Below are 16,550 nucleotides of genomic sequence, written 5' to 3' on the forward strand. Positions count from 1 at the left end.
GATTGTATTTGTTCAAACAAATCTTTTCCCGAAAAAATTACAAGCCCTAATTTTACCGCTCAAGCACGAAATATGCCCCAGTACCCCAACAGACAATTTCTTGATTTCGAACAACCTATCAAGGAATTATACGAGCAGATCGATGCTACCAAAAAGCTCGCAGAAAAGAATCCCAAGATAGATTATACGGCTACGCTGGCCCAGCTGGAACAATCCATTCTGGACCGCAGAAAAGACATCACCGCTTCACTCACGCCCTGGCAGAAAGTGCAGCTGAGCCGTCATCCGGATCGTCCCTACACACTCAAGTACATCGATAAAATGTGCACCAATTTCGTAGAGCTGCATGGCGACCGCGGTGTAAAAGACGATAAAGCCATGGTGGGTGGTTTTGCTCAATTGGATGGCGAAACCGTGATGATCATCGGTCAGCAAAAAGGGATCAATACCAAAATGCGTCAGCTGCGCAATTTCGGTATGGCCAATCCGGAAGGTTATCGCAAAGCACTGCGCTTGATGAAGCTGGCAGAGAAATTCGATAAGCCCATCATTACTTTAATTGATACCCCAGGTGCTTATCCCGGACTGGAAGCAGAAGAGCGCGGTCAGGGTGAAGCCATTGCCCGTAATATCTATGAAATGATTCGCCTGAAAGTACCTGTGATCTGTGTGATCATTGGAGAAGGTGCATCGGGTGGTGCATTTGGTATTGGTGTGGGCGATAGAACCCTGATGATGGAGAATACTTGGTACACGGTGATCTCTCCGGAAAGCTGTAGTTCCATTCTCTGGCGCAGCTGGGATAAAAAAGAAGTGGCTGCTGAACAGTTGAAACTTACGGCCAAGGATATGCATGGTTTTGGTCTCGTAGATGAGGTGGTAGAAGAGCCTGTAGGCGGCGCACATTGGGATTATGATGAAGCAGGCGCCTTGCTGAAGAAACATATCCTGAAAGCGCTGAACGAAGCCAAGCAAATGCAGCCAGCAGAAAGAGTAAACTATCGTATTGAAAAATATGGCAAAATGGGCTTCTGGGAAGAAGTACCCATGGCCGCACAATAAGCAAGCATGTCGTTGACCAATGTTTTACGTGGAACCGGTGTAGCACTGGTAACCCCTTTTCAGCAAGATGGCAGTGTAGATTATGCTGCACTGGATAAGCTGATTGATTTTGTATTGGCCGGTGGTGTAGAATACCTCGTTACTTTAGGTACTACCGGTGAAACACCCACATTGGATAAGGCAGAGAAAAAAGCTGTCGCCAATTTCACCTTCGATAAGGTAGCAGGCAAAGTGCCAGTAGTGATTGGCATTGGCGGTAACAATACCAAAGAACTTTTGCATGATCTGGAAAGCTTTCCTGTTGAGCGTGCAGTGGCGGTATTGAGTGCATCACCTTATTACAATAAGCCATCACAAGAAGGTTTGTTTGAACATTATAAAGCATTGGCAGCCGCATCGGCCAAGCCCTTGATCTTATACAATGTGCCCGGCAGAACAGGTAGAAACCTGAATGCATCTACTACTATTCGTTTGGCGAAAGAAGTCCCCAATATTGCCGGTATCAAAGAAGCTAGCGGCGATATGACGCAGTGCATGCAGATCCTGCGCGATAAGCCCGAAGGATTTTTAGTAGTAAGTGGAGATGATAACCTGGTATTGCCACAGATCGCTTGCGGTATGGATGGCGTGATCAGCGTTGCGGCTAACTGTTTCCCCAAGGATTTCAGCAATATGACCCGCGCTGCATTGGCCGGTGATTATGCAACAGCGAGAAGTCTGCACTATAAATTATTGCAAGGCTATGACCTGCTCTTTGCAGAAAACAATCCTGCCGGTGTAAAAGCATTCTTAGCTGAGTTGAACATTATTCAAAATGTATTGCGTTTACCTTGTACACCACTCAGTGCAGGTTTACATCAGCAGTTGAAGGCTTACTTGCAATCACTCTAAGAGATTCTAATAAAATGTTAATCCCCACGATTTCGTGGGGATTTTTGTTTTGTGTAAATCCAACCAAGCAACAATGGCGTAGATGATGGAAACAAAATTTACACAATGAAAAAAATCCTCACATTGCTGTTGGGTGTAGTAACACTGGCACAGGTTAGCGCGCAGAACATGGAAAAAACTGTTGAAGTGGGTGGTGCACCTATGTATCCATCTAAGAACATTGTAGAAAACGCAGTTAACTCAAAAGACCATACCACATTGGTAGCTGCAGTAAAAGCTGCCGGTTTGGTAGAAACTTTAATGAGTGCTGGTCCGTTCACCGTATTTGCACCAACTAACGCAGCATTTGGCAAATTACCTGCAGGTACTGTAGAAACACTGGTGAAGCCTGAGAACAAGAGCACGCTCACAAAAATCCTGACTTACCATGTAGTAGCAGGCAAGCTGGATGCAAAAACAATTGCAGCAAAAATTAAGGAAGGTAATGGCACAGCCGTATTAACTACGGTACAAGGCAGTACACTTCGTGTATCTATGAAGGGCAAGAATGTGGTATTGACTGATGAGAAAGGTGGTACAGCTATTGTGACCATTAAAGATGTGTACCAGAGCAACGGTGTGATCCATGTGATTGATACCGTTGTGATGCCAGGGTAGGGGTTTTGGTTTGATGTTAAAAAGCGATGGGTAACCATCGCTTTTTTGTTTGACGAAGGTTAACTTTACCGAAAATATTGTTATGTCTGTATTTCAGGATAAAGTAGTGGTGATTACCGGTGGTTCTGATGGAATTGGAAAAGCACTGGTTGAAACATTTGTGGAGTTAGGCGCCAAAGTGGCTACCTGTGGACGTAACTATGATAAACTCTATCATGTAAAATCTTTGTGTCCCGGTAAGCCTTTACTCATTCATACGGCTGATGTGAGTAAGGAAGCTGATTGCAGAAGTTTTATTGATGCTGTCATCAATTATTATGGCACGATAGATATCCTCATCAACAATGCCGGTGTGTCCATGCGTTCACAAGTGAAGGATGTGGAGTTGGATACGATTCGTCGTGTGATGGACATCAATTTCTGGGGTACAGTGTATTGCACCAAATTCGCCCTGCCGCATATCTTGAAAAACAAAGGCACAGTAGTAGGTGTGTCATCTATTGCAGGCTATCGCGGCTTGCCCGGCAGAAGTGGTTACTCTGCTTCCAAGTTTGCGGTGAATGGTTGGTTAGAAGCATTGCGTACAGAATTGTTAGAGTCTGGTGTAAATGTGATGTGGGTTTGTCCCGGCTTTACCACTTCCAATATTCGCAATGTAGCATTGAACAAGGAAGGCAAACCACAGGGTGAATCGCCCATGGATGAGAGCAAGATGATGAGTTCTGAGGAATGTGCCCAGCACATCATCAAAGCCATTGAAAAGCGTAAGCGCACCCTGGTCTTAACCTTTACAGGTAAGCAAACTGTATTCCTGAATCGTTTCTTCCCTTCACTGGCGGATAAAATGGTCCGCAAGTTTTTCTTCAAAAACGGTGAGTTGGTGAAATAAGGAGGGCGGGCTTGTCGTTTAACAAGCGGCATGCCTATTCTTACGCTTACGACTGATATTGGTCAGCGCGATTTCCTCGTTGGTGCCATCAAAGGGCAATTTCTGACATTGGATACTGCCTACAGTATCCAGGATATCACGCATTACCTGCCTCAAGCCAATTACCTGCATGCGGCATACATCTGTAAGAACGCAGCCCACCATTTTCCGCAAAACAGTTTTCACCTTATTCTGCTGAATTTATACGAAACAACGCCAACGCATTTGTTGATGGCGCGTTTCAAGGGGCATTATTTTGTTTGTCCTGATAATGGTATTCTCACCATGATCACCGGACAGGTGCCCAAAGAAATGGTCTCCATACCTGTGCAAAAGGGTGGAAGACTGTTGGATATTACCGAAGCAGCTGCCAAAGCCATTACAGCGGTGGCGCATACGGATGATTTAAGTGTGGCCGGTGAAGCGCCTGCAGGCATTACCGAGAAATATGTGTTGCGCCCAACGGTTGGGCCCGATTGGATGGAGGGGCAGGTACTCTTTATTGATAATTTCGAGAACGTTGTCATCAATATCACCCGCGAAGAGTTTGAAGAACACCGCAAGGGCCGTTCTTTCAAGATCGTCTTCACCAGAAATGAAGTAATCGATACCCTGAGCGAGCATTATGCCGCAGTAGCGGAAAACGAGAAAATGGCCTGGTTCAATTCTGCAGGCTATCTCGAAATCGCAGTTAATCGCGGAAATATGGCCGGATTGTTCGGCTTACAAGGCTATAATGAAGCCAGTCAGCAATTGCCTACCAACCAGCAAAACAAGTGGTTTTATCAGACCGTTAGGGTTTACTTCGAGTAGGTTTGGGGCTTATTTTTCCATTTGGGCTTTAGCCAGTATTTTCGCACTCCCTTTGGGGAATTCACTCATTAAAAGCAAATGCTATGGCATATGACGTAATTGTGCTGGGTAGTGGTCCCGGCGGTTATCCGGCAGCTATCCGCGCTTCACAGCTTGGTTTCAAAGTGGCGATCATTGAGAAAGAGAGCTTGGGTGGTATCTGTTTGAACTGGGGTTGTATCCCAACAAAAGCACTCTTGAAAAGTGCGCAGGTATATGAATATATGAAGCACAGTGCTGCTTATGGTATTCAAGCAAGTGGTGTGCAGCACGATTTTGGTGCAGTAGTAGGCCGCAGCCGTGGTGTTGCTGATAAGATGAGCAAGGGTGTGAACTTCCTGATGAAGAAGAACAAGATCGATGTGATCATGGGTTATGGTAAAGTGAAGGGTAAGGGTCAGATTGAAGTAAGCGCAGCTGATGGAAGCAAGCAAATTGTAGAAGGTAAATACATCATCATTGCTACCGGTGGTCGCAGCCGTGAACTGCCTAACCTGAAGCAAGATGGTCAGAAAGTGATTGGCTATCGCGAAGCAATGGTATTGCCACAACAGCCTAAGAGCATGATCATCGTTGGTAGTGGTGCGATAGGTGTGGAGTTTGCTTATTTCTACAATAGCATGGGTACCAAAGTAACCATCGTAGAATTCATGCCACGCATTGTGCCTGTGGAAGATGAAGATGTATCTAAAGAGTTGGAAAAGCAATACAAGAAGCAGGGCATTGAAATCATGACCAATGCTTCTGTAGAAGCGGTAGATACTTCCGGTGCCGGTGTTCGTGCGAAAGTAAAAACACAAGCGGGTGAAGTAGTATTGGAAGCTGATGTGGTATTGAGTGCAGTAGGTGTGGTAGCCAATATTGAAAACATTGGTCTGGAAGAGAGCGGTATCAAAACTGAAAAAGGAAAGATCGTTGTAGATAAGTTTGGTCAGACTTCATTGCCTGGCGTATTCGCTATTGGCGATTGCACACCTGGTCAGGCTTTGGCACACGTGGCCAGCAAAGAAGGTATCAATGCTGCTGAATACATTGGTTATATGGAGAAGAAAATCCACCATGCTCCTGAAGCCATGGATTATGGCAATATCCCGGGCTGTACCTATTGTACACCAGAGATTGCTAGCGTGGGTATGACAGAGAAAGCTGCCCGTGAAGCAGGTTATGAAGTGAAGGTTGGTAAGTTCCCATTCATGGCCAGCGGTAAAGCCAGCGCAGCCGGTGCTACTGAAGGTTTCGTGAAAGTGATCTACGATGCCAAGTATGGCGAATTCCTGGGTTGTCACATGATTGGTGCCAACGTTACAGAAATGATTGCCGAAGCAGTTACTGCGCGTAAGTTGGAAACAACAGCACACGAGATCCTGAATGCTGTTCACCCGCACCCAACCATGAGTGAGGCGCTGAAAGAAGCAACAGCTGTTGCTTATGGTGAAGCCATCGATATCTAATCAAAAAGATACACATTGTAGAAGAGCTCTGGTAAACAGGGCTCTTTTGCATCAACAAAAGACCTATTCAAACGTTAAACAAATAAATCAATTTTTATTATGAGTATTCAAGTTGGACAGGCTGCGCCTGCATTTACCCTGTATGATACCGATAAGAACAAAGTAGCCCTTGCTGATCTGAAAGGCAAGAACGTGGTGGTATTGTTCTTTCCATTAGCTTTTACTGGTGTTTGTACGACTGAACTGTGTAATGTGCGTGATAATATCGCTGTGTACAACAATACCAATGCCACTGTATTGGGTGTATCAGTAGATTCACTGTTTACACTGGGCAAGTTCAAGGCTGAGCAGAACCTGAACTTTCCTTTGTTGAGCGATTTCAACAAGGATGCTGCCAAGGCTTTTGGTGTATTGTATGAGACTTTCCCCGCTTTTGAAATGCAGGGTGTAAGCAAGCGTGCTGCGTTTGTGATTGATGCTGAGGGTGTTGTGCGCTACGCGGAAGTTTGTCCTACGCCTGGCGACCTGCCTGATTTCGCAGCTATCCAGCAGACTTTGTCAACACTGGCTTAATTAAGTCCACCTAATATTAAACCGCAGGTTTACCTCGCTGTCATAGCCTTGGCCTGCGGTTTTTGTATTCCCTTAACTGAGGGGCAATGCATTGCAGGGATAATTCGTTAATTTGTGGGAGCAAAACAGGAGATGAAGCAAATCTACTTACTCTTTTTAGCCGCTTTTCTCTGTTCCGGTACTGTTGACCGGGGCTATGATGCTTTTGTGGATTTGCAACCCAAACTGAGTAAGTTTTATCCCAACCCTGCTACTACCGTCATCAATTTTGAATTGGATAAAACCGTAGACAACAGTTATATACTGCAGGTCTATAGTTTTATTGGTAAGAAGATGACTGAGGTAAAGCTGGGTGATGCAAAAGTGCTGATTAACCTCAACGAATACCAGCGTGGTTTATACATCTACCAGATTAAAGACAGAACCGGACGCATTGTAGACTCCGGTAAGTTTCAGGTAGTGAAATAATTTATCTGTCGCACACTTCCACAATCAAGAATTTCAAGTAATGCGTATTCTCCAATCCCCACACAATGGGATGGTCGCTCGATTGCGCTTGAAACACCACTTGCCTGATTTTCTTGCGTGCATCTTTCGCCGCCATATCAATGATGTCTAAGAACAGATCTTTCTGCACCAGATTGGTACAACTGCTGGTAACAAGAAAGCCGCCATTGCGAATCAGTTTCATGCCACGCAGGTTGATTTCTTTATAACCTGTTATGGCTTTCTGAATACTTTCTCTGCTCTTGGTAAATGCTGGCGGATCAAGCATCACCACATCATACTGTCTGCCATCCTTGCCCCATTGCTTCAATACATCAAATGCATTCATGGCTTCAAAGCGTACAATATTGTCGAGTCCGTTCAAAGCTGCATTACGATTGGCTTGTGCCACTGCTTGCTCGCTGATATCAAGTCCCAACACAGACTTGGCACCATAATGGCCAGCATGAATTTCAAAAGTACCGGTGTAGGTAAATGCGCCTAAGACATCAGCACCTTTGACGATATGTTGGATGGCACGTCGATTGTCTTGTTGATCCAAGAAATAACCGGTCTTCTGTCCGTGCTCAACATCTACATGAAATTTCAATCCATTTTCATTGATGATGATATTGGGATCGAATGGCTCAGATAAAAATCCTTTGATCTGTGTTAAGCCTTCCAACTCTCTAACTGGCACATCATTTCTTTCGTAAATGCCCTTTGGTTGAAAAATGCTGTTGAGTGCATTCACGATATATGGCTTGAACTGGTCCATGCCAAAAGACAAGGTCTGCAACACGAAATAATCATTGAACTTATCGATGATGAGTGCGGGCATTTCATCGGCTTCGCCGAAAATGAGTCTGCAGTTTTCTGTATAGCCTAAGTTCTTGCGATACTGCCAGGCACGTGCAATGCGGTTATGGAAAAATTGCTCATCAATGGTTTCCTGTTTGCGGGTGAGCAGGCGCACCATGATCTGCGATTTTGGGTTGATATAACCGCGGCCGCAATACTTCTCATCGCCATAATACACATCTACAATATCGCCGGGTTTTACTTCACCGCTGATGCGGTCAACTTCGTTGCCAAAAATCCAGGGGTGTCCGTTGGCGATTCTGGGAGCAATCTTTCTACGCAAATACACTTTGGTCATCCGGCAAAGATAGCCGAATCGGTCAAGGGGCATGCCGTCTCAGCTATGCTACCTGCCAATTTTTCCCTTTTCTTTGCGCTGGCAGCAAATTTGCCCATTAAGAAGAACTAATAATAAGTCCATGGAAGAGAAAGAATTACACCAAGAGAACGGACAAAATGGTGCTGAAACGGCAGAGCAGCCTGAGTTGGGTATTAATGCTGACGAAAATGCAGCCGGAACCACCCATTTGAATGAACCTGTGGCAGAGGAAAATGAACTGGATCAATTGCGTCAGGAATTGCAGGAGCAGAAGGATAAATACCTGCGCCTGATGGCTGAGTTCGATAATTTCCGCCGCAGAACTGCTAAGGAGCGTTTGGAGCTGATTCAAACAGCCGGTAAGGAAGTGATTGCTTCCATGCTGGAAGTATTGGATGATTGCGATCGTGCGGAAAAGCAATTGCAAGCCAATGCGGATGCAGAGCAGGTAAAGACAGGTGTGCAACTGGTGTTTAATAAGCTGCGCAGCAATTTGCAGTCAAAAGGTTTGAAAGTGATGGAAACCAAGGGTACTGATTTTGATGCAGACATGCACGAGGCCATTACCGAGATTCCTGCACCAACACCTGATCTGGCTGGCAAAGTAGTAGATGAAGTAGAGAAGGGCTATTATCTGAATGATAAGATCATTCGTTTTGCCAAAGTGGTGGTAGGAAAATAACAATCAAGTATCAATTGGCCGTGAGGCTTTGTTATGAGTAAAAGAGATTATTACGAAATACTGGGCGTAAGCAAGTCGGCTACGGCAGATGAGATCAAGAAGTCTTACCGTAAGGTGGCGATGCAATATCATCCGGACAGAAACCCGGGCGATAAAGCAGCGGAAGAGAAATTCAAAGAAGCAGCTGAAGCTTACGAAGTATTGAGTGATGCAGATAAGCGTGCGAAATACGATCGCTATGGTCATGCGGCATTTGGTCCGGGCACAGGCGGTGGTGGTTTCCACAACAGCAATATGGAAGATATCTTCAGTCAGTTTGGAGATATTTTCGGTGATGATTTATTCGGTTCTTTCTTCGGCGGCGGTGGCGGCGGAAGAAGAGGTGGTGGTACATCACGTGCGCGTGGTGCAAGAGGTAGTAATCTGCGCATCAAACTCAAATTGAATTTTGAAGAGATTGCCAAAGGGGTTACCAAGAATGTGAAGGTGAAGAAGCACGTGGTGTGTGGCACTTGTAATGGCAGCGGCGCAAAAGATAAGAACAGTGTACAAACCTGTGGTACTTGTGGTGGTAACGGACAAGTGAGAAAAGTGACCAATACTTTCCTCGGACAAATGCAAACAGTAACGACTTGTCCAACTTGTAATGGAGAGGGTACAACAGTAACTGCTAAGTGTGGATCATGTAAAGGTGAAGGAAGGGTTTACGGAGAAGAAACAATCACGATTGATATCCCGGCAGGTGTACAGGAAGGCATGCAGTTAAGCATGAGTGGAAAGGGTAATGCAGGTGAGCGTGGCGGTATGGCTGGTGATTTACTGATTCAGATTGAAGAAGAACCACATGCAGAATTAAAGCGAGATGGATTAAATGTGGCTTTCGATCTGCACATCTCTTTCCCTGAAGCTGCATTTGGTACTAATGTGGAAGTGCCTACGATTGATGGCAGAGCCAAGATCAAGATACCTGCAGGTACACAGAGTGGCAAGATATTCCGTTTGAAAGGCAAGGGTTTCCCTGAAGTGCAAGGGTATAGCAAGGGTGATCAATTGATCTATGTGAATGTGTGGACACCGCAAGAACTGAGCAGCGAAGAAAAAGCAATGTTGGAGAAACTGGCGAATAGTCCCAATTTCAAACCCAGACCGGATAAAAATGATAAAGGCTTTTTTGAAAGAGTCAGAGAAGCTTTCAGTTAATCAAAAACCCCGCAATTGCGGGGTTTTGTTTTATCCTTCTAATTGATAAATCTCTTTGATGTTTCGGCCATAGCCATCGTAATCCAATCCATAACCCAATACAAATCTGTTGGGGATGGTGAAGCAGCAATAGTCGACCGGAACAGGATAGACAGTTGCTTCCGGTTTGTGTAAGAGAACAGCAATCTTGATTGATTTCGGCTGTTGGTTTTGCAATTGCGGTAAGAACTCACTCATGGTTTTACCGGTATCAATAATATCTTCCAGAATAATGACATCGCGGCCGGTAACATCTGTGTCCAAACCGATAGCAGTGATGACGTGTCCGCTTGATTTAGTGCCTTTGTAAGAAGCCAATTTGATGAAACAGATTTCTGCTTCAATGCTTAAGTATTTGAACAGGTCGGCGGCGAACATGAAAGAGCCATTCAGAATCGCAATGAACAAAGGCTTCTTGCCTGCATATTCCTGATCTAATTGCGCAGCCAGTGCTTTTACTTTTTCCTGAATCTCTTGCTCTGTGATATAAGGTTGAAAGGTTTTATCGTGGAGTTGAATTTTCATGAGATCAATGAGTGGATGAGTGAATGATAGGATGATAGAATGAGTGGATGATAGAATGATTGAGTGATAGAATGATAGAATGATTGAATGTGATCAGAGACGGTTGGCTGGTGTTTTTGCTACAACAGAAGTCTTTGGTTTCAGGTGAATTTTTTCTCCTTTGGCCAAGGGTACTTCTTTCTTCAGGTTATTCAATTCTAATAAGCTCTTTAACGCAATGCCTTCTTTCTGACTGATTTCGTACCAGGTTTCATCTCCTTCAACAATATGAAAATCCTTTTCACTTTTTCTGGCTTTCTTCTCAATATAAATCAGCTGGTCTTTTGCCAATACATCTACGCCATCGAGGTCGTTGTACTCAAGCAGTTTGCTCATCGACAAATCATATTGATCAGCAATAGCTAGCAATGAAGTACCTGCATTGGCATAAAATACTTTGCTGCCATTGATGCTGAAAACACCATCAGGGTAGGGCTTGGCTTTTTGTGTAGTATTCTTAGGCTTTGCTACGATGCCGCTCACTACGGTTTCGGCAAGCATATCATTTTCCTCTGTTACATCTTCTACAATCACTGCGGCCTTGGGTGCTTGTTTGGGTTCTTCCTGTAAAGCCACTTGATTGGGGCCTGACTGTGCTTGTAAGGGCTGTGTATTTACCGGAATAATTTCAGCTGGTTTGCCTGATTCAGGCTTTGTGCTTTTTTGTGCAATCACCAATTCTGAATACTGTTGCAAATTATTTTCTTCAATCGTCTTGATCAATTGCTGGGGGTAGGTTTTGCTGGTAGCATAACCTGCTTTTTTCAAGCCATTGGCCCATGCTTTGTAATCAGCAGGATCTAATAAAAACAGAAATGAATAGTGTGCCCTTGTTCTCAGAAACTCTGAATGATCTTTATAAGAGTCCTCAACTGAATTATACACACGGAAACATTCGCCACGTGCATCATCATCATGATAAGTGCGCGCGCCTGTCCACTCCGTTTTACACTTGATGCCAAAATGGTTATTGGAGCGTTTTGAAAGTGGGCTTTCGCCTGCTTGAGATTCCAGAATACCCTGTGCTAATTTGATGGATGCGGGAATACCGGTGCGCTGCATTTCGGCCATGGCCAAATCCTTATACGCAGCAATGTATTGCTGCACTTTTGGATTGGGCATTTGCGCCATCAGTGTAGTAGTTAATAATACAAATCCTATAAGTAACAAACGCTTCATGTCATTTCTTTTTGATCAGCATCAGGCCATCGCGTACCGTTAGTAAGACCTGTTCTGTTCTGTTGTCTGCTGCCACATGCGCATTGAATGCATGAATGGCTTTGGCATTTTTTCCTTTTACTTCCGGTTCAAGCACCTGACCGTGAAACAAGACATTGTCGGCAATGATCATGCCTTTTTCACTTAATCTGGGTACCACTAGTTCGTAGTAATCGATATAAGCGGTTTTATCCGCATCAATAAAAACCAAGTCCCAGCTGAAAGGCAATGCGGGTATGATCTCCAGTGCATTTCCGGTGTGCAAAGTTACCTGCTTCCCGGCATTGCTTTTGTGAAAATTTTCCTGAGCCTGTAAGGCGTCAGATTCGCGGATTTCTATCGTATGTAGCTGACCTTCAGTGGTTAAGCCCTCGGCTAGGCATAAAGCGCTATAGCCTGTAAAAGTGCCAATTTCTAAAATAGTTCGTGGCTGCAGGAGTCGGCTGAGAAAACTAAGCAGCCTGCCTTGCACATGCCCGCTTAGCATATGGGCATGTGGGTGTGTGGCATTTGTTTGAGCTGCAATCTCCTGTAATAGGCCTTCATCGGGTGAAGTATGGCTATCTGCATAGGCTTCGGCCAAGAGGTTCACCAGTTCCATCAGGCAGCAGCTTTTTTATGTGAAACAGCCATCAAACCGATAAATGTGAGTAGGCCATTGATGATAAGCAATTCCAGGCCAATTTCAAATCCACCGAATAAACTCTTCTGGTATTTATCGATGAAAAAGCAGATGATGGGCGCAGCAATACAAACAAAAGGCACCAGTTTGTCCTGAACGGCTCTCTTGGTTAAGATGCCGAATGTGAAGAGGCCGAGTAATGGTCCGTATGTGTAGCCGGCTACTTTCAAGATCACACCAATCATGCTGGGATCATTCACCCATTTGAATATCATCACGAATAATAAAAAGATGGCAGCAAAGCTGAGGTGCACGCGTTGACGGATTTTCTTTTTCTCTGCATCACTCCATTCCGTGTTGCGTTGCATGCCGAGGATATCGATACAGAAAGAGGCAGTAAGTGCGGTGATGGCTCCGTCTGCACTGGGGAATAGAGCCGAGATCAATGCAATGATAAAGATCACTGAAACCATTGGTGGCATGTGCTGCAGGGCAATGGTTGGGAAGAGTTTATCGCCTGTTGCTGTTACATTTAATTGATGTGCGTATAAATGCAATAATCCACCAAGGAATAAGAACAGTAAAATCACCACCAGCATAATGAATGCCAGCGTAAGAATGTTTTTCTGTGAGTCTTTCAATGTTTTTACAGAAATGTTCTTCTGCATCATTTCCTGATCCATACCCGTCATAGTAATGGTGATGAAAGCACCGGCCAGTATTTGTTTGAGGAAGAAATTCTTACTCTGAGGGTCAGTGAAGAAGATTTTGGAATAGCTATTGCCTTCCATCGCAGCAAGGCTATCGCTGAAACTGATGCCCATGATATTCAGGATATAAAAAACGCAGATCACCAAGCCGGCCAGCATACAAGTGGTTTGTAAAGTATCTGTCCAAACAATGGTTTTTACACCGCCTTCATAGGTGTACACGAGAATCATCGCAAGGATGATGAGTGTGGTTACCCAGAAAGGGACACCAAAGCTTTCGAGAATGGCATCTTGTAAAATCTTCACCACCAGATAAAGTCGTGCAGTAGCGCCCAAGGTTCTGGAGAGTATGAAAAAGGACGCCCCAGTTTTGTATGATTTGAAACCCAGTCTTGAACTGAGGTAGTTATAAATGGAAGTGAGGTTGAGTTTGTAGTAGAGTGGTAGCAATACATAAGCAATCACCACATAACCCAGCAGATAACCCAGCGTGATTTGAAAATAAGCGAATGAATTTCGACCCACATCACCGGGTACACTTACGAAGGTGACACCACTGAGTGAAGTGCCGATCATGCCGAATGCCACCAGCATCCAGTTGCTATTCTTGTTGCCAATGAAAAAGGAATCATTATTGCTGTTTCGTCCTGTATACCAGGCTACGGCTAATAAGATCAAGAAATAAGCAATAACAAAGGAGAACAGCATTAGGGGCGACATAAGCAATGGTTATCTGTGTGTAAGCAAAATGGGTATGCGTAAAAATAAAGCCTATTTTGCCAACAGAAAAAAGGAATCATGCGCGTACAAAGTATTGCTGTCTTCTGTGGATCAAAAGCAGGTAATCATCCTGCTTATAGCGAAGCAGCCAAGGCATTGGGAATGATGCTGGCAAAGGAAAAGATTCAACTGGTATATGGTGGTGGAAACAAAGGACTGATGGGCGATGTGGCCAATGCCGTTATGGACAATGGCGGACATGTGGTTGGGGTAATTCCCGAAGTGCTGGTAGGATGGGAGCATGCGCATCAAAGTATCTCCGAGTTGAAAGTGGTTGCGGATATGCATATCCGCAAGAAAATGATGTATGAGTTATGTGATATGGCCGTAATTCTACCCGGCGGCAATGGTACATTGGATGAGCTCTTCGAAATGCTCACATGGAATACCTTGAATATCCACGATAAAAAAATAATCCTGCTGAATACAGCAGGATATTATGATCATTTAATCGCCCATGTAAAACAAATGGCTGCAGAAGGGTTTCTCTATGAAAACTGGGCCGATCGGCTTAAAATCTGCGCATCGGTTGACGAACTGCGGGTTCATCTATAACCGTTTTTGGCTTATTGAAGTAGAAAGAGAAACCTGCTCTAAATACTGGTACTGCTCTGTTTTCTGCATCACGATAAGGTGAGTCTTTGTGTTGTGTGGCATCAAACAGAATGGCCAAATAACTGTAAGCCTGGCCAACGATACGTGTGCCATAGCCACCACCCACTAATACACTGCTTGCATTGAAATTGTATTTCTCGGTGGGGATGCCGCTTGTTGTATATTTTCTGCTGAGGTTGATAAAGTTCCACTCCGGTTGTGCGGTTAAGAATAAAAAGTTCACCGGCCATACGCGCACAAATGCACCAGGGCCAATGGCCAAGGTTCTATCACTGAAAGCGTTGTATCTAAGTGATGTGTAGTTTACGTTCATTGCAATACCTGCGTCCAACCAATTGGTAATACTATAGCCAAGTTCAGGTGTTGCAGCAATTTGAAAGAAACTGCCACTGAAGCCGAGGTTCAAAGAAGTACCCGCGAACATCCTGTTTCGCTGAAACTTGCCTTTTTCAGGATTCTCTTCTTTTTCTTCCTGTGCAGTGGCAATACTTGCACTGAACAGGCACAATGCCATGAGTATTTTTTTCATTATTAATCTGCTTGTGTTACAAACCTACATTATTCATGCAGGTCGAAAATTTTTCCGGCATTTAAAATATTGTTAGGATCGAAGGCTTTTTTGATGGAACGCATCAATCTAAGTTGTGCGTCATCAAAAACAATATCCATGTATGACTTCTGAATTAAGCCAATACCATGCTCACCACTGATGGTGCCACCGAGTGAATGCACCAATTGGAACAAAGCGCGTAGGGCTTCCTGAATCTGTGGGTCGTCCTGGCTATTGCTGGTGCCGGGTTTGTTGATGCGTACATGCAGGTTGCCATCGCCGGCATGGCCATAGCACACCACATTGAAAGCATACTTTTCTGCTAAAGCTTTCACGCCGCGAATCAATGCAGGCAGTTCTGCTCTGGGCACAACCGTGTCTTCCTCAATCGTATAGCCTTTCAGTTTCACAGCTTCGGCAGCACGTCTGCGTAGTTTCCAGAGTTCTGTTTTTTGCTGGGCATCGTCTGCGAAGAAAATCTCACCTGCATCGTATTGTGTCAAGAGTTCAGCAATGGCTTCCATATCCTTCATCAGTACATCCATGTCATTGCCATCTACTTCAATGATGAGGTGGGCTTCCATCTCATCTGTTACAGGTACCACATGGCTATCCACCATTTGGCTCACAATCTTCAACGCGTTGATCTCTACCAATTCCAAAGCACTTGGTGTAAAACCTGCGCGGAAGATGGCACTCACCGCTTCACCTGCTTTGGTGACATCATTGAAAGGTACCAGCATCAACAAATCGTATTTGGGATGTGGTATCAGTTTGAGGACAATCTTAGTAACAATACCCAGTGTGCCTTCGCTGCCCACGACCAATTGTGTAAGGTTATAGCCGGTAGCATTTTTCAATACATTGGCGCCGGTCCAGATAATTTCTCCGGTAGGTAAAACCATTTCCAGATTGAGTACATAATCTTTCACAACGCCATACTTCACCGCTTTGGGTCCACCACTATTCTCTGCAATATTGCCACCGATAAAACAGGAGCCGCGGCTGCTAGGATCAGGCGGGTAAAACAAACCTTTTTCTTTTACGGCATTTTGCAAAACCTCAGTGATAACACCTGGTTCTGTGATCACTTGCAGGTTGCGTTCGTCGATATTGATGATGCGGTTGAGTCTGTCGGTTAAAATCACTACACCGCCAAGATGCGGCAATGCACCTCCGCTTAATCCGGTACCGCCACCACGTGGTGTAACGGGTATGCCTGCTTCATTGCAGATTTTTAGAATGGCGCTGATTTCTTCTGCAGAACCCGGCCTCAATACTACCTGAGGCAGAAATAAGAGGTGTTCGGTTTCATCGCGGCCATATTTTTCTAATGATTCCTGATCTGTGAAAATATATGTGTCGCCTACGATGGATTTGAAGGCTTCGTAATGTTTGGTGCTGATGGAGGACATCCCGATTGTTTGCGCAAAAGTAGTGCTATCTGTAAGAGTGGTAGCAGTTTGGATATGCAAATTTGTATTGATGTG

At 44.6% G+C, this 16,550-nt stretch carries 18 protein-coding genes; 11 read left to right on the forward strand and 7 right to left on the reverse strand.

The window, feature by feature from the left end; translation table 11 throughout:
* Nucleotides 1-72: 72 nt before the first annotated feature.
* From J0L83_01775 to J0L83_01810, 8 genes are all read left to right on the forward strand, one after another.
* Nucleotides 73-1,062: an acetyl-CoA carboxylase carboxyltransferase subunit alpha gene (locus J0L83_01775; GenBank protein MBN8663270.1), complete on the forward strand. Its 990-nt coding sequence runs from the start codon at nucleotides 73-75 to the stop codon at nucleotides 1,060-1,062.
* Nucleotides 1,063-1,068: 6 nt separating this feature from the next.
* A complete protein-coding gene (locus tag J0L83_01780) occupies nucleotides 1,069-1,953 on the forward strand; it encodes a 4-hydroxy-tetrahydrodipicolinate synthase (protein ID MBN8663271.1) in 885 nt (294 codons plus the stop codon).
* Between the two features lie 105 nt (nucleotides 1,954-2,058).
* Nucleotides 2,059-2,610: a fasciclin domain-containing protein gene (locus J0L83_01785; GenBank protein ID MBN8663272.1), complete on the forward strand. Its 552-nt coding sequence runs from the start codon at nucleotides 2,059-2,061 to the stop codon at nucleotides 2,608-2,610.
* Nucleotides 2,611-2,692: 82 nt separating this feature from the next.
* Nucleotides 2,693-3,499, forward strand: coding sequence for an SDR family oxidoreductase (locus J0L83_01790; protein MBN8663273.1), 807 nt, complete (start codon nucleotides 2,693-2,695; stop codon nucleotides 3,497-3,499).
* 30 nt (nucleotides 3,500-3,529) lie between these two features.
* Nucleotides 3,530-4,351: an SAM-dependent chlorinase/fluorinase gene (locus J0L83_01795; GenBank protein MBN8663274.1), complete on the forward strand. Its 822-nt coding sequence runs from the start codon at nucleotides 3,530-3,532 to the stop codon at nucleotides 4,349-4,351.
* An 83-nt stretch (nucleotides 4,352-4,434) separates the two neighbouring features.
* Nucleotides 4,435-5,841, forward strand: a complete 1,407-nt coding sequence (gene lpdA, locus J0L83_01800; protein MBN8663275.1) for a dihydrolipoyl dehydrogenase — start codon at nucleotides 4,435-4,437, stop codon at nucleotides 5,839-5,841.
* Nucleotides 5,842-5,940: 99 nt separating this feature from the next.
* Entirely contained in the window at nucleotides 5,941-6,414 is a 474-nt protein-coding gene (locus J0L83_01805) for a peroxiredoxin (protein ID MBN8663276.1), read from the forward strand.
* A gap of 132 nt (nucleotides 6,415-6,546) precedes the next feature.
* Nucleotides 6,547-6,882 (forward strand): T9SS type A sorting domain-containing protein, encoded by a 336-nt coding sequence (locus J0L83_01810; protein MBN8663277.1) that lies wholly within the window; start codon nucleotides 6,547-6,549, stop codon nucleotides 6,880-6,882.
* Nucleotide 6,883: 1 nt separating this feature from the next.
* Here J0L83_01810 and J0L83_01815 read toward each other — a convergent pair whose 3' ends face one another.
* Nucleotides 6,884-8,059 carry a class I SAM-dependent rRNA methyltransferase gene (locus J0L83_01815; GenBank protein ID MBN8663278.1) on the reverse strand — a complete coding sequence of 392 codons (1,176 nt, stop codon included), beginning with the start codon at nucleotides 8,057-8,059 and terminating at the stop codon, nucleotides 6,884-6,886.
* 121 nt (nucleotides 8,060-8,180) lie between these two features.
* Between J0L83_01815 and J0L83_01820 the strand changes: the two genes are divergently transcribed.
* Both J0L83_01820 and dnaJ read left to right on the forward strand, forming a co-directional pair.
* Complete coding sequence (locus J0L83_01820) at nucleotides 8,181-8,762, forward strand: nucleotide exchange factor GrpE (protein MBN8663279.1); 582 nt, start codon at nucleotides 8,181-8,183, stop codon at nucleotides 8,760-8,762.
* A 33-nt stretch (nucleotides 8,763-8,795) separates the two neighbouring features.
* Nucleotides 8,796-9,962: a molecular chaperone DnaJ gene (gene dnaJ / locus J0L83_01825; protein MBN8663280.1), complete on the forward strand. Its 1,167-nt coding sequence runs from the start codon at nucleotides 8,796-8,798 to the stop codon at nucleotides 9,960-9,962.
* Between the two features lie 30 nt (nucleotides 9,963-9,992).
* Here dnaJ and hpt read toward each other — a convergent pair whose 3' ends face one another.
* The 4 genes from hpt to J0L83_01845 all read right to left on the reverse strand — a co-directional run bounded on the left by hpt (nucleotide 9,993) and on the right by J0L83_01845 (nucleotide 13,835).
* Nucleotides 9,993-10,526, reverse strand: a complete 534-nt coding sequence (gene hpt / locus J0L83_01830) for a hypoxanthine phosphoribosyltransferase (GenBank protein MBN8663281.1) — start codon at nucleotides 10,524-10,526, stop codon at nucleotides 9,993-9,995.
* Between the two features lie 93 nt (nucleotides 10,527-10,619).
* Nucleotides 10,620-11,744, reverse strand: coding sequence for a glucosaminidase domain-containing protein (locus J0L83_01835; protein MBN8663282.1), 1,125 nt, complete (start codon nucleotides 11,742-11,744; stop codon nucleotides 10,620-10,622).
* A 1-nt stretch (nucleotide 11,745) separates the two neighbouring features.
* Nucleotides 11,746-12,384, reverse strand: a complete 639-nt coding sequence (locus J0L83_01840) for an O-methyltransferase (GenBank protein ID MBN8663283.1) — start codon at nucleotides 12,382-12,384, stop codon at nucleotides 11,746-11,748.
* Nucleotides 12,384-13,835 (reverse strand): sodium:solute symporter, encoded by a 1,452-nt coding sequence (locus tag J0L83_01845; protein MBN8663284.1) that lies wholly within the window; start codon nucleotides 13,833-13,835, stop codon nucleotides 12,384-12,386. Before J0L83_01845 ends, J0L83_01840 begins: the two co-directional genes overlap by 1 nt.
* A gap of 78 nt (nucleotides 13,836-13,913) precedes the next feature.
* Here J0L83_01845 and J0L83_01850 point away from each other — a divergent pair, with 78 nt between their 5' ends.
* On the forward strand, nucleotides 13,914-14,450 hold the full coding sequence (locus J0L83_01850) for a TIGR00730 family Rossman fold protein (protein ID MBN8663285.1): 537 nt from the start codon (nucleotides 13,914-13,916) through the stop codon (nucleotides 14,448-14,450).
* Here J0L83_01850 and J0L83_01855 read toward each other — a convergent pair.
* Nucleotides 14,407-15,024 (reverse strand): hypothetical protein, encoded by a 618-nt coding sequence (locus J0L83_01855; GenBank protein ID MBN8663286.1) that lies wholly within the window; start codon nucleotides 15,022-15,024, stop codon nucleotides 14,407-14,409. The two genes, J0L83_01850 and J0L83_01855, sit on opposite strands and share 44 nt — an antisense overlap.
* Before the next feature lie 44 nt (nucleotides 15,025-15,068).
* Nucleotides 15,069-16,475: an FAD-binding protein gene (locus J0L83_01860; protein MBN8663287.1), complete on the reverse strand. Its 1,407-nt coding sequence runs from the start codon at nucleotides 16,473-16,475 to the stop codon at nucleotides 15,069-15,071.
* Nucleotides 16,476-16,550: the final 75 nt, after the last annotated feature.

This window comes from Chitinophagales bacterium (genome assembly GCA_017303835.1).
Lineage (GTDB): Bacteria > Bacteroidota > Bacteroidia > Chitinophagales > Chitinophagaceae > JAFLBI01.

Coding starts and splice junctions, on each gene's coding strand:
- J0L83_01775 (MBN8663270.1), top strand. CDS start 73: ATGCCCCAGTACCCCAACAGACAATTTCTTGATTTCGAACAACCTATC.
- J0L83_01780 (MBN8663271.1), top strand. CDS start 1,069: ATGTCGTTGACCAATGTTTTACGTGGAACCGGTGTAGCACTGGTAACC.
- J0L83_01785 (MBN8663272.1), top strand. CDS start 2,059: ATGAAAAAAATCCTCACATTGCTGTTGGGTGTAGTAACACTGGCACAG.
- J0L83_01790 (MBN8663273.1), top strand. CDS start 2,693: ATGTCTGTATTTCAGGATAAAGTAGTGGTGATTACCGGTGGTTCTGAT.
- J0L83_01795 (MBN8663274.1), top strand. CDS start 3,530: ATGCCTATTCTTACGCTTACGACTGATATTGGTCAGCGCGATTTCCTC.
- lpdA (MBN8663275.1), top strand. CDS start 4,435: ATGGCATATGACGTAATTGTGCTGGGTAGTGGTCCCGGCGGTTATCCG.
- J0L83_01805 (MBN8663276.1), top strand. CDS start 5,941: ATGAGTATTCAAGTTGGACAGGCTGCGCCTGCATTTACCCTGTATGAT.
- J0L83_01810 (MBN8663277.1), top strand. CDS start 6,547: ATGAAGCAAATCTACTTACTCTTTTTAGCCGCTTTTCTCTGTTCCGGT.
- J0L83_01815 (MBN8663278.1), bottom strand. CDS start 8,059: ATGACCAAAGTGTATTTGCGTAGAAAGATTGCTCCCAGAATCGCCAAC.
- J0L83_01820 (MBN8663279.1), top strand. CDS start 8,181: ATGGAAGAGAAAGAATTACACCAAGAGAACGGACAAAATGGTGCTGAA.
- dnaJ (MBN8663280.1), top strand. CDS start 8,796: ATGAGTAAAAGAGATTATTACGAAATACTGGGCGTAAGCAAGTCGGCT.
- hpt (MBN8663281.1), bottom strand. CDS start 10,526: ATGAAAATTCAACTCCACGATAAAACCTTTCAACCTTATATCACAGAG.
- J0L83_01835 (MBN8663282.1), bottom strand. CDS start 11,744: ATGAAGCGTTTGTTACTTATAGGATTTGTATTATTAACTACTACACTG.
- J0L83_01840 (MBN8663283.1), bottom strand. CDS start 12,384: ATGGAACTGGTGAACCTCTTGGCCGAAGCCTATGCAGATAGCCATACT.
- J0L83_01845 (MBN8663284.1), bottom strand. CDS start 13,835: ATGTCGCCCCTAATGCTGTTCTCCTTTGTTATTGCTTATTTCTTGATC.
- J0L83_01850 (MBN8663285.1), top strand. CDS start 13,914: ATGCGCGTACAAAGTATTGCTGTCTTCTGTGGATCAAAAGCAGGTAAT.
- J0L83_01855 (MBN8663286.1), bottom strand. CDS start 15,024: ATGGCATTGTGCCTGTTCAGTGCAAGTATTGCCACTGCACAGGAAGAA.
- J0L83_01860 (MBN8663287.1), bottom strand. CDS start 16,475: ATGTCCTCCATCAGCACCAAACATTACGAAGCCTTCAAATCCATCGTA.